This window comes from Streptomyces purpurogeneiscleroticus (genome assembly GCF_020024005.1).
In the GTDB taxonomy this organism is placed as follows: Bacteria; Actinomycetota; Actinomycetes; order Streptomycetales; family Streptomycetaceae; genus Streptomyces; species Streptomyces purpurogeneiscleroticus.
In genome coordinates this window covers 23439-39001 of sequence record NZ_NHSG01000332.1, presented here as the reverse complement: position 1 = coordinate 39001, position 15563 = coordinate 23439, and the positions used below count along the sequence as shown (strand labels likewise).

Sequence of the window (15563 nt, the reverse complement as noted above, 5' to 3'; positions counted from 1 at the left end):
CTGCAGCGCGGCGGCCTTGATGGACACGCCGTGCCGCTCGGTCAGCTCCCGGATGCGCCGGACGGTCTCCAGGATGTGGGCCGGGGCCTTCTGGTACTCGAAGTGGGTACCGCCGGCCAGGACGCCGGAGCTGTAGGGGCCGCCGACGACCATGTCGACGCCCTGCTCCTGCGCCGCGGGCAGCAGGCGCTGCAGCGCCTGGCGGTGGTCCAGCAGGGTGTAGCGGCCGGCCAGGAGGAAGCCGTCGGGGCGCGGCTCGTCCAGGGCGAGGGTGAGCTCGATGGGCTCGACCCGGTTGACGCCCAGGCCCCATGCCTTGATCACGCCCTGGTCGCGCAGCTCGTCCAGGACCCGGAAGGCGCCGGTGCGGGCGGTCTCGAACTGGGCGAGCCAGCGGTCGCCGTGGAAGTCCTGGGCGACGTCGTGCACCCAGACGATGTCCAGCCGGTCGGTGTTCAGCCGCTCGAGGCTGTCCTCGATGGAGCGCTTGGTGGCGTCGGCGCTGTAGTCGTCCGTCACCTTGTTGGGACGGCCGTGCTCGAACAGGCCGCCCTTCTCGCCCAGGTCGCGGGTGGCGGGGTCCTCCACCTCGTCGTGAATGATCCGGCCTACCTTCGTGGACAGGACGTAGGAGTCCCGCGGCTGCCGGGACAGCATCTCGCCGAGCCGTATCTCGGCCAGGCCCGCGCCGTAGATCGGGGCGGTGTCGTAGTAGCGGATGCCCTGGTCCCAGGCGGCCTGCAGGGTGGCCTGCGCCTCGTCCTCGGGGATGGCGCGGAACATGTTGCCCATGGGGGCGGTACCGAAGCCCAGCGAACCGGGCAGCAGGTGGGTGAGGCTCATCGGGAGCTCCCTCTCGTACGTAGTGCGGAGACGCCGTGGTCGGCGTCGGGATCAGGGCAGGATGGAGTCGACGTAGCCGCCGTCGACGCGTACGGCGCCGCCGGTGGTGGCGGAAGCGAAGGGCGAGGCGAGGTAGACGACCAGGTGGGCGATCTCCTCGGGCTCGATGAGTCGCTGCAGCAGGGACTGCGGGCGGTACTTGACCATGAACTCGTGCTGCGCTTCGTCCCAGGGCAGCTCGTCGCCCACGAGCTCGCGGACGAACCCTTCGACGCCGCCGGTGTGGGTCGGTCCGGCGATGACGGAGTTGACGGTGACGCCGGTGCCGGCGGCGTCCTTGGCGAACCCGCGGCCGACGGCGAGCAGCGAGGTCTTCGTCATGCCGTAGTGGATCATCTCGGCGGGGATGACCACGGCCGAGTCGCTGGCGAGGTTGAGGACGCGCCCCCAGCCCCGTTCCTTCATGCCGGGCAGGTAGGCGCGGATGAGCCGGACGGCGGAGAGGACGTTGACCTCGAAGTAGCGGCGCCACTCGGCGTCGTCGATCTCCAGCGGATCGGCGGAGCCGAAGATGCCGAGGTTGTTGACGAGAATGTCGACCGCGGGGACGGCGTCCACTACGGCGGCGGCGCCCTCCTCCGTGGCCAGGTCGCCCACGGCGCCGGTGACGTCGTCGCTGCCGGCTGCGGCGCGTACGGTGCGGATGGCGTCCGCGACCCGCTCCTCGCCGCGGCCGTTGACGACGACGCGCGCTCCGGCGCGGGCGAGGCCGATGGCGATGGCGTGGCCGATGCCCTGCGTGGAGCCGGTGACCAGAGCGGTGCGGCCGGAGAGATCGATCTGCATGGTGGGTTCCTCTCGTCGAGGCTGTGGTGCTGCTGCGGCGGTGCCGGCGTCCGGGTCAGTTGAGGGTGTCGGGGTCCGGGCCCGTGCGCAGACCACGGTCCAGGCCCGTGAGGGCGGCCAGGTCGGCGGCGGTGAGCTCGAAGCCGAAGACGTCGAGGTTCTGCCGGATGCGGCCGGGGGTGACGGACTTGGGGATCACGACGTTGCCGGTCTGCAGGTGCCAGCGCAGCACGACCTGTGCCGGGGTGACGCCGTGCGCCTCCGCGATCCGCACGATCGCCTCGTCCCCGAGGACCGCGCCCTGGGCGAGGGGGCTCCATGCCTCGGTGGCGATGCCGTGCTCGGCGTGGAAGGCGCGCAACTCGGCCTGCTGGAGGCCGGGGTGCAGCTCCACCTGGTTGACCGCCGGGGTGATGCCGGTGTGCTCCAGGAGCCGCTGCAGGTGCGGGATCTGGAAGTTGGAGACGCCGATGGCCCGGGCACGCCCGTCGGCGAGGATCTTCTCCAGCGCCTTGTAGGTCTCCACGTACAGGTCGCGGGCCGGGGTGGGCCAGTGGATGAGGTAGAGGTCTACGTGGTCGAGGCCGAGCTTGGCCAGCGAGGCGTCGAATGCGGCCAGGGTCCGGTCGTACCCCTGGTCCTCGTTCCACAGCTTGGTGGTGACGAACAGGTCCTCGCGGGGCAGGCCGGAGGCGGCGATGGCCTTGCCGACACCGCGCTCGTTGCCGTAGATCGCGGCGGTGTCGATGCTGCGGTAACCGGCCTCCAGGGCGCTGGTGACCGCGGCGGTGGTCTCCTCGTCGGGGACCTGGAAGACACCGAAGCCCAACTGGGGCATGGTCACACCGTTGTTGAGGGTCACGTTCGGCACGGAAGTCATCGGGGGCCTTTCGGTGGTGCTGTATTGCGGGAGAGTGGTGCTGCAGTGCTGCAGTGCTGCAGTGCTGCAGTGCGGGAGTGGGGCCGGTCAGAGCGCCTGGAGGGCGGCCCGGGCGAAGCCGTGGTCCTGCTCGGGGGCGCCGCCGCCGAGGCCGAGGGCGCCGATGAGCTGCCCGTCGCGGTGGACCGGCACGCCGCCGGCGATGAACAGCAGGGGCTTGTCCAGCGCGGTGGGCAGGGAGTGGAAGGGACCGTCCGGCTTGACCAGGTCGACCAGGTCGGCCGTCGGCGCGTTCAGCTGCAGGGCGGTGTACGCCTTGGCCGTGCTGGTTTCACCGGAGATGAGGACGGCGCGCTCGTCGCGGCGGAAGGCCAGCAGGTTCCCGCCGGCGTCGAGGACGGTGATGCTGACGGGGACGCCCGCCTCATCGGCGGCGCGGCGAGCGGCGAGGACGAGGGTCTCGGCGTCGGCGGCGGTCAGCGGGGTCACGGTGGTGGTGCTCATGGGAACTTTCCTTGTGTGCGTGGGGGCTGTGGTCGGTGTGCCGGTCAGGAGCGGCGGTGTGCCGGTCAGGAACGGGCAGTTCCCGTAGCGGCGGGAACGGCGCTCTCGGGGGAGACCGCGGCGGGATCGGGGTGCGCCGGGGCGGACGCCGCGGTGGGGTCGGCGTTCGTCGGGGCGGAAGCCGCGGTGGTACGGGCGGGCCGCAGCTCCAGCCGGTGCGAGATGACGGCCAGTACCAGGGCGGCGGCGGCCAGTACGGCCCCGACGGCGTTGGGTGCGGTGTAGCCGAGGCCCGCGGAGATCACCAGGCCGCCGAGCCAGGCGGACAGGGCGTTGCCCAGGTTGAAGGCGCCGATGTTGACGGCCGAGGCCAGCGTCGGTGCGCCGTGGGCGTGGTCCAGTACGCGCTTCTGCAGCGGCGGTACGGTGGCGAAGCCGAGGGCGCCGATGAGGAAGACGGCCACGACGGACGCGGCCTTGCCGGAGGCCAGGAAGGTGAACAGCAACAGGACCAGCGCCAGGCCGCCCAGGGCGGTGTAGAGCATGGGCATGAGCTTGCGGTCCGCGAAACGGCCGCCGATGAGGTTGCCTGCCACCATGCCCAGCCCGAAGACCACCATCAGCCAGGTGACGGAGGACTCCGCGAAGCCGCTGACCTCGGTCATCATCGGTGCGATGTAGGTGATCGCGGCGAACACGCCGCCGAAGCCGAGGACCGTCATGGCCATGGCCAGGACGACCTGGGTGTTCTTGAAGGCGGCGGCCTCGTGCCGCAGCTGTACGCCCTTCGGCTTGGGTACGTCGGGTACGAGCTTGGCGACGCCGGCCAGGCCGACGATGCCGAGGGCGGCCACGATCAGGAAGGTCACGCGCCAGCCCGCGCTCTGGCCCACGAACGTGCCCAGGGGCACCCCGACGACGTTGGCCACGGTCAGGCCGGTGAACATCATGGAGATGGCGCCGGCCTTCTTCTCCGGTGCCACCAGTTCGGCGGCGACGACGGAGCCGATGCCGAAGAAGGCACCGTGGGCCAGCGAGGCCACCACCCGGCCGATCAGCATGACGGCGAAGACCGGGGCGACGGCCGAGATGACGTTGCCGAGGATGAACAGGCCCATGAGCAGCATGAGCATGTTCTTGCGAGAGATCTTGGTGCCGAGGACGGTCATGATCGGTGCGCCGATCATGACGCCGAGGGCGTAGCCGGTGACCAGGAAGCCGGCCGTCGGCACGGACACGCCGAGATCCGCTCCGACCTGGGGCAGCAGCCCCATGATCACGAATTCCGTGGTGCCGATGCCGAAGGCTCCTATGGCCAGGGCCAGCAGTGCGAGTGGCATGACGAGGGTCCTTTGAGGTGCGGGACGAGGTTGCGCCAGCCCCCAACGAGCGGGAGCCCCTAATGAGCAGGAGCCTTTAACGGGCATGAGCGCCTTACATGCGTCGACAATAGTTGCACACGCGGGCTACTGGCAAATGCAGGTATAGTGAGATGAGTGATATGGGGGCAGGCAGCTGCCGGCGCCTCCGCTCGCACGATCCGACCGAGGGAGCTGTTCATGACCGCCACCGACCCGGCGATGACCGCACTGGCGCACAGCTGGTCGGCGCTCTCGCTGCTCCACGGACGCATCGAGGGCCAGGTCGAACGCGCGCTTCAGGCCGCACACCAGCTGAGCGCCCGCGAGTACTCGTTGCTGGACGTGCTGAGCCGGCAGCACGACGGCGAGGGCGGGCACCTGCAGATGCGGCAGGTCGCCGACGCCGTCGTCCTCAGCCAGAGCGCCACCACGCGGTTGGTGACCCGGCTGGAGGACCGCGGACTGCTCTCGCGGTACCTGTGCCCCACCGACCGCCGCGGCATCTACACCGACGTCACCGACGCCGGCCGCAGCCTGCTGGAAGAGGCCCGTCCCACTCACAACACCGCCCTGCGCGAGGCCCTCGACGAGGCGGCCACGGACCCCGTGCTCGCGCCCCTGGTCCAGGCCGTCGAGCAGCTGCAGGGCGGCGCCCAGCCGGTCTGACCTGCTGCCTCACGCGATCACTGCCGCGCTGCGGCACTCCCGGCTCGGGGTCTCGACCGTGAGTGGCACGTCGGCGGGAATCCTGGCGGGGAAGTCGTCGGGGGATGCGCCCTCGCCCACCGCTTGAAAAACAACGGAAGGGGCCCAGGACGACCGTGGTCGTCCTGGGCCCCTTCCTTACGAGCCGCCTTTGGGATCCGTCAGCGGGGTGCAGGGGTGGTGGAGGCGGCCGGTGACGTGGGCTTGCCGTTGGCGGCAGCGGTGTTGTCCTCGTTGCGCATCCAGACCGTGCGCTGGGGGAAGGGAATCTCGATGCCCGCGGCGTCGAGGGCTTCCTTGGCGCGACGGCGCATTTCGCGGGTGACGCCCCACTGCTTGAGCGGGGCGGTCTTGACGACGACGCGTACGACGACACCATCGGCGTCCAGCGACTGCACACCCCAGATCGACGGCTCCTCCAGGAGGACGTCCTGGAACTCCGGGTCCTGGCGCATGGCCTGACCGGTCTCTTCCAGCACGCTGTAGACCGTGTCCAGGTTGGCGTCGTAGGCCACGGAGACATCGAGGACCGCGCGGGCCCACTCCTGGCTGTCGTTCCGCACCCGTCGGATCTCGCCGTTGCGGATGTGCCACAGACCGCCGTTGAGGTCGCGGACCTGAGTGAGGCGGAGGCCGACGTGCTCGACCTCACCGACGGCCTCGCCGAGGTCGACGGAGTCACCGACGCCGTACTGGTCCTCGATCATGATGAGCATGCCGGACAGGTAGTCCGCGACCAGGCTCTGCGCGCCGAAGCCGATCGCCAGGCCCACCACGCCCGCGCTGGCCAGAATCGGGCCGAGAGCGATCCCGATCTGGTCGAGGATCATGGCCAGGCCCATGACGGACACGACGATGGTGACGATGCTGCTGAGCACCGCACCGATGGTGCGTGCGCGCTGCTGCCGCCGTTCGTTGGCGCGGGAGGGGTCGCGCTGCAGGACGGCGGGGCCGCGGCCGGTGCGGCGCGGCCCGTTCTCACCGTCACTGGGCTGCAGGATGCGCTGCACAGCGCGGTCGATCGCCCGCTTGGCCACCGCTCGTACGATGACCGCCCCCGCGATGATCAGGAGGATGCGCAGCGGCACGCCTATCAAGATGTCGACGTTGTCCTGGACCCAGGCCGGGACAGCGATCACCTGGCCGGGGACGTCGCTGCTCAGTACGTGAGACGCGGAGGCGTCTAGGGGTGACACGGGAGTTGCTCCAGACGATCGAGGTACGTGCTACTCGGCGCGTAGAACGTAGTTGTGCCTCTGAGCAAGGTCAAAAAAAGCCCAAGGAGTGATCAAGCAACGTGACGAAAGGGGCGCCCTACCGACGTCGACGTCGTTGCTTCCGGGCAGCGAGGTAGTGCTGCAGCAGCGCCCCCACGGCGGCCGGTTTCGATGCGCCCGCTTCCTCGTGCAAGAGCTTGCCGCCCTTGCTTCGCACATCCTCCAGTTGCAGTTCCTGTACGCGGAGGAAGGCGCGCAGGAAGGGTTGGTTCTCCACCGCCACCAGGTCGGGCAGGTCCCAGCAGGCGCTCAGGCCGGCGCTGACGGCACGAGCCTGAGCCTGGACGAGCTGCTCCAGCGCGGGTGCAGACGTCGGTGAGGGGTGCAGGAGGTCATCGACTTCGAGCCCGAAGTGTGCCAACTCCGCGCGAGGAATGCCGATCCGGCCCTGCGCGGCATCCTCGGACAGGTCTGCGAGGAAGTCGGCTCGTTGCATGGCCTCGATCAGGATGCGGCAACCGCGTTCGAATGCCTCAACTCGCTGTGCTTGTGCCGTCGGTGCGACCAACGACGCGGTGAGCATGAACGCGGGATACGAGTAGGCGTCCACGTATGCCTGGAAGTCGCTTTCGGCCTCGAAGCCCGTCCAGTCGGCCTCCAGGCGCGCGCCGGCCAGGAAACTCCGGACATGGGCCGGCAGTTGTGGGTGTCGCTCGGCGGTGTCGGCCAAAGCCCTGAGGACGGGCTGGTCGGACGTGCCGTGCTCCACTGCCTCTCCGGCCCGGCGGCCCCAGGAGCGGAGTGCGTCCCGTCGGGTGGTCACCTCACCCACGTCGATGCGTCTGTCGGTCTCGTGCATGAACGCCACAGCGGCGATGACGGACGGCTGGAGACGTGCGGGCAACAGCAGCCGAAGGGCCAAGAACTCCTGGAGCTTGAAGCGCCGAACCAGCCGGCGCTGGGCTTCGTAGTCCTGTCGCAGCAGCGGATCGTTGATGCCGGCCTCGGTCAGCGCGGTGGACCACTTGGTCAATGCTCTCCTCATTCTCTCGGTCCGGCGCTCCCTGGTCGCATCAACGGCGTAGGCGGACGCGCGAAGTCCTGAGCAGACTGCCAGGGCTGGTGAGAGCCTATGGGCGTGGCCGCAGACGCACCACGTCCGTGTACGTCACATTGTTCTCGCTACTGGCTTCGTTCCTGGAGGCGATATGAGCTGCGCCCTTCTCGTGATGGACGTCCAACGGGCCATCGTGGACGTCGCCGATGACGGGTCCGGATATCTGCCACGGCTGCGCAGGGCGATCGACGGGGCGCGGGCAGCGGACATGCCCGTGATCTACGTGGTGATCGCGCTGCGCCCGGGGTTTCCGGAAGTCGGCACGCGCAACAGGGCTCTCACCGCTATTGCGCGGGCCGGGCTCTACGTCGAGGGCGCCCCGGGCACCGAGATCCACCCCGAGGTCGCGCCCCGGCCGGGTGATGTGGTGGTCACCAAGAGGCGGGCGAGCGCGTTCTCGGGCAGCGATCTCGATGTGGTGCTGAGGGCACGTGGTATCGACAGCCTCGTGCTCACCGGCATCGCCACCAGCGCGGTGGTGCTGTCCACCCTGTGCCGGGCCAACGACCTGGACTTCGGTCTCACCGTTCTCTCCGACGCCTGCCTCGACACCGACCCGGAGGTGCACCGGGTCCTCATCGAGCGGTTGTTTCCGCAGTGGGCGGATGTCGTCACCGTCGACGACTGGGTCAAGGCGATCGCACCTCGGTAGCGGTGCGGCCGCGCTACCTCATCGGCCTGGTGGTGTGGGCCGGGTCGCTGGCCGCTGTCCTGCGGATGTAGGCGTCGAAGGCGTCCCGTTGGGCCTGCGCCTCGGCCATCTTGCGGCGGTTCATGCCCCGGCCCCGGGCGGCGATGTAGACCAGAACGCCGAGGAAGGGCAGCACGAGGACGAAGACGATCCAGCCCGCCTTCGCCCATCCGTTCAGCCCGTCGTCCCGGAAGACGTCCGCGATGACGTGGAACAGCAGGACGAACCACATCACCCACAGAAAGAGCAGGAACATGGTCCAGAAAGCTCCCAGAATCGGATAGTCGTAGGCGAGTGATACGGAACCGTTCATGATTCTCTTCTTCCGTTCGCCGTCCTGCCCTCATCTCGCGGCCGGGTGGGTCGTCGATGACGGTTCCCCGGCACGAGGTGCGGGGGTAGGCGGGCCTGGTGTCGGCACGTGGCCGGCGTACGCGTCTTCAGCCGGGGTCCGGGGCCCTTCTGTCTTTGACGGTAGGACTACTGCGCGGCGGGAGCCATAGGCCGATGTGCGTTACTTCGCGGACCTCACGGCCGACTGCGCGTGGTCGGCAGCCGGAGCCGCCGGGCCGCCTCCCCCGCGGTGGGTGAGGTACCGCGCTCACGTCGGTGCGATGCTTCGATCCGTGCACCAGGCATCCCGCGTTCCCGAGGAACCGAGAGGTCCGAGAGGACTGATACCTGCTGCGTACTGGGCCGGGAGGCTTTCGCGTGTGCTGCCCTTCGCCCGCCGTGTTGCGCAGCAGCTCGCGCGCGTCGGTGTCCTGGACAACGCGACGCGACTGGCCGCGCAGGCGTTCCTGACCGCACTGCCCATGCTCATCGCGATCGCCACGTATTCGCCGGAGATCGTACGGGCGGAGCTGCTCGAGTCGCTGCGCTCCATATTCGGTACGCCGAAGCCCGTCATGCGTCAGGTGGAGGCGGTGTACAACGGCGGTCCCGGAGCGCGGGAAACCTGGGGAGTCGTCGGCGTACTGGTCACACTCGTGTCCGCCACCGCCTTCGTCCGGGCCCTGCAACGGCTGTGTGAGCGGTCCTGGCAGCTGCCGCATTCGGGGATACGCATCGCGGTCTGGCGTTGGTTCGCCTGGCTCCTCGTGTGGACGACGGCGCTGGTGTGCCAGGGAATGCTGCGCACGGGCTTCGGCGCGGGCCTGCTACTGGCCGTCCCGCTCCAGGTGGTGGTGGCGGTCCTGGTGTGGTGGTGGACCCAGCATCTGCTGCTGGCCGGGCGGATCGGCTGGCGTCCCCTTTTCCCCGGGGCCCTGGTGACCGGCGGTGCCGTGGTGGCGTTCACCGGTGTGTCCGGGCTCTGGCTGCCGCGCTCTCTCGCACTGAGTGTGCAGCGCTACGGGCCGCTCGGCTCCGTCTTCACCGTGCTGTCCTGGCTCATCCTCTTCTTCACCACCGTCGTTGTGGGCATTGCCATGGGGTACGTGCTCGCTCAGACACGGCCCTTCCGCCGTGACGCGGACGGCCACACCCGTGACACCGACGGCCACACCCGGAGAAGGTGAGGCGCGGGCCGATGCGGGCGGCGACACTGAGGCATTCCCCGGAAGGCTGCGGAAGGGAGCGTCCGGATGACCACGGACACGAACCGCGCGGCAGGCGCGGCCGCCGCCGGCACCGTGCTCGGTGTCATCGCGACGCAGCAGCTGCTCATGGCGTACGACTCGACCGCCATGAACGTCGCCGTCTCCGACATCGTCACCGACCTCGACACCACCCTGACCGGCGTGCAGTCCGCCATCTCGCTCTACGCCCTGGTGATGGCCGCCCTGATGATCACCGGCAGCAAGCTCGGCAGCCGGGTCGGCCACCTCCGCATGTTCACGCTGGGCGCCACGGTGTACGGAATCGGCGCCCTGGTCACGGCGCTGAGCCCCAACCTGCCGGTGATGCTGGTGGGCTGGTCGTTGCTGGAAGGCATCGGCGCCGCCCTGGTCTTCCCCGCGATTCTCTCGATCGCCACCCTTGCCTTCACCGGCGCCCAGCGCACCCGCGCCCTCACTCTCATCGGCGCGGCGGCCGGCGCGGGAGCAGCGCTGGGCCCCGTTGTCGGCGGCCTGATCACGAAATACCTGACCTGGCGGGTCTCCTTCCTGATGGAGACTCTGATCACCGCGGTGGCCGTCGCCCTCGTCGTCCGCGATCGGAGCCTCCAGCAGAGGCCCGACCGGGCTCGTCGGCAGCCCTTCGACAGCGTGGGCGTCGTCCTCTCCGCGGTGGGCTTCGGCCTGATCGTCCTGGGCACCCTGCTGGCCAGCCGTTACGGGCTGCTCATGGCCCGCGAGGACGTCACCGTCCTCGGCCGGACAGTGCTCGACGCGGGCGGCCCCGCGCCCACGGTGGTACTGGGAGTGGCCGGTCTCCTGGTCCTCGCGGCATTCGGTTGGTGGGAGCAGCGCCTCGTACGGGCCGGGCGCGACCCGCTGGTCCGGATCGCGGTCCTGCGCGACCGCGGTGTACGGGTGGGCTCGCTCGCCCTCGCCGTCCAATTCCTCGTACTGGCCGGCTTGTTCTTCCTCGTACCGGTCTTCGTCCAGACCACACTCGGCTACGACGCCCTGGAAAGCGGACTCACCCTGCTCCCGTCCACGGTGATGCTCGTACTGGGCTCGATGGCCGGCGCCCGCGCCGTCGGCGAGGGGCGCACCACCCGCAAGCCGCTCATCATTCTGGGCTTCCTGCTGATCGCGGCCGGTACGGTACTGGTCGCGGCCGCCTTCGAACCGGACAGCTCCGGTCTGCGCATCGCTCCGGGCCTCGCCGTGGCCGGCCTCGGACTCGGCCTGTGCACCCTGTTGCCCGACCTCGTCCAGTCCTCGGCCGACGAGGAGACGGTGAGCGATGTCGCGGGCCTGTCGCGCAGTACCTCGTACCTGGGCCAGTCGCTGGGCGTCGCCCTCGCCGGCGCACTGATGATCGGCGTCCTGCTGAACACCGCCCTGGACTCGGTCCGCACCAGTGAAGTGCTGACCAGTAGTCAGAAGACCCAGGCGCAGCAGACGTTGAGCCACGGCGTACAGGCGACCGCGGTGAGCGACCAGCAGATCCGTACGGCGCTGGAGAAGAGGGGCGTGACCGGTGCCCCCGCCGACGAACTGGTACGGATCAACACGCAGGCCCGCGGGGACGGCCTGACCGCCGCCACGGTGGCCATGGGTGTCTTCGCACTCGCCGGTGCCGCACTCACGGTGCGGCTTCCGAGGACTCGGCTTCCGGGGACTCGACCGTGAAGACGTGGGTGCGCCAGGCGGCCAGGTCGACGAAGAGGCCGGAGCCGGTCAGTTCGCTGCCGGGGCGTTCGTAGCGGGTGCCGTCCAGCAGGTCCGTCAGCCGGCAGGCCGCCGTGCCGAGGTCGGGCCACGGTAGGCGGATCCTGGCCTGGGAGCTGTGCGCGGCGAGGTTGACGACGATGAGGAACGTGCCCGCGGTGCCCCGCCAGCTCCAGGCGAGCAGGTCGTGGTGGGTCGGATTGTCGGCCCAGCCCTCGCAGTGCAGCAGTTCCCAGTGTCCCGTGCGCATACCGCTCCGGTGCACGGCGGCCAGGAGCCGCTCGTGAAATGCCTGCAGTCCGGCGTCGGGCGGTTCCTCGGGGCGCCGGGTGAGGAAGACGGGCAGGCGCGTCCGGCGCCCGGTGAACTGGCCTTCGTGCCACAGCGTTGCGCCGGGCAGGGTGGCGATGGCGACGGCTGCCGCACGCTCCTCGGAAGGGCTCAGGAGCGACGCGGCCCGGGGCTCGTCGTGGTTCTCCAGGAACCGCACGAGACGCCGCTGGTAGCTCACGTCAGCGCGCAGGTGCTGGAGCACCGACACCGCCCGCTCGTGCAGCAGCCGGTCGTACAGCCGCTTGTCGTAGCAGTAGTCGAACCCCTGTTGCTGCAGGGCCCATTCGAGTTCCCAATACGCCTCGGCAATGAAGGCCATGTCGGGCCGGTGCCGCCGGACGGCGGTCAGAACGGTGGACCAGAACTCGGCATCCGGCGGCGGACCGGCACGGTGTCCCCACGTCCGTGCGAAGACGTCGTTCATCATCAGCATCGCCATGTCGCAGCGCACCCCGTCGCACATGCCGCCGATGCGCGTCAGCACGTCGGCCGTGGCCGCCCGCATGCCGGGCTGGAAGGCGTTGAGCTGCACCACGTCCGGCCAGGGCGGGAAGAAGGGGTCCCGGCCACGGGCGAAGACGTGCCCGCCCGATTCGAGGTAGGCGGCCGGGTCGCGGTGCAGGTCGTCGGGGGTCCCGCGGACGAAGTACTCGGGGTGTTCGGTCAGCCACGGACTGTCCGGCGCGACGTGGTTGGGTACGTAGTCGAGCAGCAGGCCGATGCCGCGGCCGGCGAGCTCTGCACGCGCGGAAGCCAGTCCCGCCGCTCCGCCGAGCGCCTCGTCGACGGTGTAACCGCGGACGCAGTACGGGGAACCGGCGATGTCGTCGTCCCGGACGTCCGGCAGGGCTTCGGCGAAGGAGCGGCGCAACCCGGGGTTCCGCAACGCGATGTCGCGGCCCACGTCGCTGCGTTCCCACACCCCCATGAGCCAGACGGCGTCGATGCCGTGCGGGGTGATGCGGTCCCAGGCGTCCTTCGGGACCCCGCCGAGGCCGACCCGGCGTCCGATGCTCCGCTGCACCTCGCGCAGCCACACGTGGGTGTTGACCTCGTGGATGACGGGCTGTTCCGGGAGTGGCCTCATCACGTCTCCTTCGTTGCCGGCCCGGCACGGAAGCTTTCGGGCGTGACGGTGCCGAAGAGCGCCATCAGTGTGGCGACCAGGCCGGTCCAGCCGGTCTGGTGCGCGGCGCCGATGCCCGCGCCGTTGTCGCCGTGGAAGTACTCGTGGAAGGAGAGCAGGTCGCGCCAGTGCGGGTCGTCCTGGAACTTCCGCTGACCGCCGTACATGGGCCGGTGCCCGTTCCCGTCGCGCAGGAAGAGCCGGGTGAGCCGGGTGGAGATCTCGCTCGCGACCTCGAACAGGTTCATCCGGACGCCGGAGCCGGTCGGGCACTCCACGGTGAGGTCGTCACCGTAGAACGCGTAGAGGTGCAGCAGCCCGCGGATGATGAGGGCGTTGGCGGGGAACCACACGGGCCCGCGCCAGTTGGAGTTGCCGCCGAACATTCCGGAGTCGGACTCGGCGGGCAGGTAGCCGACGCGGTGTTCCGTGCCGTCGACCCGGAAGGTGTAGGGGTGGTCGGCGTGGTACCGCGAGAGTGCCCTGATGCCGTAGGGGCTGAGGAACTCGTCCTCGGACAGCAGCCGTGACAGTACGCGGACCAGCCGCTTCTCGTCGACGACGGACATCAGCCGCGGACCGCCCTCGGCCCCTGCCAGTGCCTGGGCGAGGCCGGGGGCCAGGGAGGGGTGGCGGTCGACGAAGCGGCGCAACCGGTCGCCCAGGCCGCGCACGCCGGCCAGCTGCCCGGGCCGCAGCACGGTCGCCGCGCAGAGCGGCAGCAGCCCCACCATCGAGCGGACCTTCAGACGCGTCGCCTGCCCGTCCGGCAGCCGCAGCACGTCGTAGAAGAACCCGTCCTCCTCGTCCCACAGCCCGTCCCCGCCGGTGTGGTCCATGGCGGCCGCGATCCACAGGAAGTGTTCCGCGAACTTGAGGACGTGGTCCTCGTAGCCGGTGGGGTCGTGCCGGACCAGTTCCAGCGCGATCTGCAGCATGGTCTGGCAGTACAGCGCCATCCACGCGGTCCCGTCGGCCTGCTCCAAGTGGCCGCCGGTGGGCAGCTGCGCACTGCGGTCGAACACACCGATGTTGTCCAGGCCGAGGAAGCCGCCCTCGAAGAGATTGCGGCCGCTGGGGTCCTTGCGGTTGACCCACCAGGTGAAGTTGGTCAGCAGCTTCTGGAAGACGCGGTCCAGGAAGGCCCGGTCGGCGTTGCCCGTGCGCAGCTCTTCCAGCGTGTAGATGAAGTACGCCGCCCAGGCGTGGACGGGCGGGTTGACGTCACCGAAGTTCCATTCGTACGCGGGAATCTGCCCGTTGGGGTGCAGGTAGGTGTCCCGCAGGAGCAGTTCGAGCTGGTCCTTGGCGAAGGACAGGTCGACCACCGAGAGCGCCACGGTGTGGAAGGCCAGGTCCCACGCGGCGAACCAGGGGTACTCCCACTTGTCCGGCATGGAGATGATGTCGTCGCACGCCATGTGGAACCACGCGCCGTTGCGTACGGCGCGGCCCGGCGCGGTCCAGGGGTCGAGGCCGTGCCCGGCCAGCCAGGTCTCCACGTCGAAGGAGTAGTACTGCTTCGACCACAGCATTCCGGCCAGCGCCTGGCGCAGCACCCGCGCCTCGTCCTCGCTCGCCCCCTCCGGCGTCAGCTCCCGGTAAAAGGCATCGGCCTCGCCCCGCCGGTCGCGGAAAACCGTGTCGAAATCCCGGCCCAGCGGCATCGAGGAGCCGGCGGGGGAGAGGCGGAGCCGGACGGATTCGGCTCCGCCGGCCGGAATCGTCAGTGTGTAGTGTGCGGCGGCCTTGGTGCCTTCCCGCGCGGGGTTGACCGCCGTCTCCTCTCCGTTGACCACACAGCGGCCGATGCCGTCCTTCACGTACGGCGTGGGATTGGGCGTGCCCGACAGCCGCTCGGTGTTGGTCTCGTTCTCGGTGAACAGCAGCGGTACCTGTCCGCCGCACCGCAACTCGTAACTGCCCAGGGCCGGATGGTCGGCGCGGAGCGCGGTGGTCCCCGACGGACTGCGGGTCGCGAACAGCCGCGGTGCGGTGGCGCCTCCGCCCTCCTGCCAGGACCAGGTGTTGCGGAACCACAGGGTCGGCAGCAGGTGCAGGGTGGCCTCGTCGGGCCCGCGGTTCTCGGCGGTGATCCGGATCAGGATGTCCTCGGGCGACGCCTTGGCGTACTCGACGGTGACGTCGAAGTACCGGTCGTCGTCGAAGACCCCGGTGTCCAGCAGCTCGTACTCGAACTCGTGGCGTCCGCGTGCCTGGTTGGTCGCCACCAGGTCGCGGTACGGGAACTCGGCCTGCGGATACTTGTACAGGTACTTCAGGTAGGAATGGCTGGGCGTGCTGTCGAGGTAGAAGTAGTACTCCTTGACGTCCTCGCCGTGATTGCCCTCGCCGTTGGTCAGCCCGAAGGCACGTTCCTTGAGGATCGGGTCACGCCCGTTCCACAACGCGAGCGCGAAGCACAGCCGTTGTTTCTCGTCGCAGATGCCGCCGAGCCCGTCCTCGCCCCACCGGTAGGCGCGGGAACGCGCGTGATCGTGCGGGAAGGCGGACCAGGCATCGCCCCCGGCGCTGTAGTCCTCGCGGACGGTGCCCCACTGCCGCTCGCTGAGATAGGGGCCCCACAGCTTCTCCCGGCCGCGTGCGTCATCGGCCTGGCCGGTACGACCGGCTTTCGTCGAGGTGGTCATTCCGT

Annotated in this window: 14 protein-coding genes; 4 read left to right on the top strand and 10 right to left on the bottom strand. The window is 69.7% G+C overall.

All coding sequences use genetic code 11. The features are described from left to right. From CCS38_RS21985 to CCS38_RS21965, 5 genes are all read right to left on the bottom strand, one after another. A partial coding sequence (locus tag CCS38_RS21985; RefSeq protein ID WP_223735024.1) for an aldo/keto reductase occupies positions 1 to 843 on the bottom strand: 843 nt, incomplete at its 3' end. 51 nt (positions 844 to 894) lie between these two features. Further along, complete coding sequence (locus CCS38_RS21980) at positions 895 to 1689, bottom strand: SDR family NAD(P)-dependent oxidoreductase (RefSeq protein WP_223735023.1); 795 nt, start codon at positions 1687 to 1689, stop codon at positions 895 to 897. A 55-nt stretch (positions 1690 to 1744) separates the two neighbouring features. After that, positions 1745 to 2569 carry an aldo/keto reductase gene (locus CCS38_RS21975; protein ID WP_223735022.1) on the bottom strand — a complete coding sequence of 275 codons (825 nt, stop codon included), beginning with the start codon at positions 2567 to 2569 and terminating at the stop codon, positions 1745 to 1747. An 87-nt stretch (positions 2570 to 2656) separates the two neighbouring features. Next, positions 2657 to 3073, bottom strand: coding sequence for a GlcG/HbpS family heme-binding protein (locus CCS38_RS21970; RefSeq protein ID WP_223735021.1), 417 nt, complete (start codon positions 3071 to 3073; stop codon positions 2657 to 2659). A gap of 65 nt (positions 3074 to 3138) precedes the next feature. Then, positions 3139 to 4413 carry an MFS transporter gene (locus CCS38_RS21965; RefSeq protein WP_223735020.1) on the bottom strand — a complete coding sequence of 425 codons (1275 nt, stop codon included), beginning with the start codon at positions 4411 to 4413 and terminating at the stop codon, positions 3139 to 3141. Between the two features lie 219 nt (positions 4414 to 4632). Between CCS38_RS21965 and CCS38_RS21960 the strand changes: the two genes are divergently transcribed. Further along, positions 4633 to 5100, top strand: coding sequence for a MarR family winged helix-turn-helix transcriptional regulator (locus CCS38_RS21960; protein WP_223735019.1), 468 nt, complete (start codon positions 4633 to 4635; stop codon positions 5098 to 5100). A gap of 200 nt (positions 5101 to 5300) precedes the next feature. Here the strand turns inward: CCS38_RS21960 and CCS38_RS21955 are convergent, their stop codons facing one another. Both CCS38_RS21955 and CCS38_RS21950 read right to left on the bottom strand, forming a co-directional pair. Beyond that, positions 5301 to 6335, bottom strand: coding sequence for a mechanosensitive ion channel family protein (locus tag CCS38_RS21955; protein ID WP_223735018.1), 1035 nt, complete (start codon positions 6333 to 6335; stop codon positions 5301 to 5303). A 118-nt stretch (positions 6336 to 6453) separates the two neighbouring features. Beyond that, positions 6454 to 7389: a squalene/phytoene synthase family protein gene (locus CCS38_RS21950; protein ID WP_223735017.1), complete on the bottom strand. Its 936-nt coding sequence runs from the start codon at positions 7387 to 7389 to the stop codon at positions 6454 to 6456. 175 nt (positions 7390 to 7564) lie between these two features. Here CCS38_RS21950 and CCS38_RS21945 point away from each other — a divergent pair, with 175 nt between their 5' ends. Further along, on the top strand, positions 7565 to 8125 hold the full coding sequence (locus CCS38_RS21945) for a cysteine hydrolase family protein (RefSeq protein ID WP_223735016.1): 561 nt from the start codon (positions 7565 to 7567) through the stop codon (positions 8123 to 8125). A 13-nt stretch (positions 8126 to 8138) separates the two neighbouring features. On the opposite strand, the gene CCS38_RS21940 is transcribed toward CCS38_RS21945, so the two are convergent. Continuing rightward, on the bottom strand, positions 8139 to 8477 hold the full coding sequence (locus tag CCS38_RS21940) for a PLDc N-terminal domain-containing protein (protein ID WP_308050843.1): 339 nt from the start codon (positions 8475 to 8477) through the stop codon (positions 8139 to 8141). Positions 8478 to 8877: 400 nt separating this feature from the next. On the opposite strand from CCS38_RS21940, the gene CCS38_RS21935 reads away from it, so the two are divergent. After that, positions 8878 to 9684: a YhjD/YihY/BrkB family envelope integrity protein gene (locus CCS38_RS21935; RefSeq protein ID WP_223735015.1), complete on the top strand. Its 807-nt coding sequence runs from the start codon at positions 8878 to 8880 to the stop codon at positions 9682 to 9684. 66 nt (positions 9685 to 9750) lie between these two features. Next, positions 9751 to 11409, top strand: a complete 1659-nt coding sequence (locus tag CCS38_RS21930; RefSeq protein WP_223735014.1) for an MFS transporter — start codon at positions 9751 to 9753, stop codon at positions 11407 to 11409. Here CCS38_RS21930 and CCS38_RS21925 read toward each other — a convergent pair. Further along, positions 11363 to 12868 (bottom strand): alpha-amylase family protein, encoded by a 1506-nt coding sequence (locus CCS38_RS21925; RefSeq protein WP_223735013.1) that lies wholly within the window; start codon positions 12866 to 12868, stop codon positions 11363 to 11365. The two genes, CCS38_RS21930 and CCS38_RS21925, sit on opposite strands and share 47 nt — an antisense overlap. Further along, on the bottom strand, positions 12868 to 15558 hold the full coding sequence (locus tag CCS38_RS21920; protein WP_223735012.1) for an MGH1-like glycoside hydrolase domain-containing protein: 2691 nt from the start codon (positions 15556 to 15558) through the stop codon (positions 12868 to 12870). The genes CCS38_RS21925 and CCS38_RS21920 overlap by 1 nt, the downstream gene beginning before the upstream one ends. Positions 15559 to 15563 lie beyond the last annotated feature (5 nt).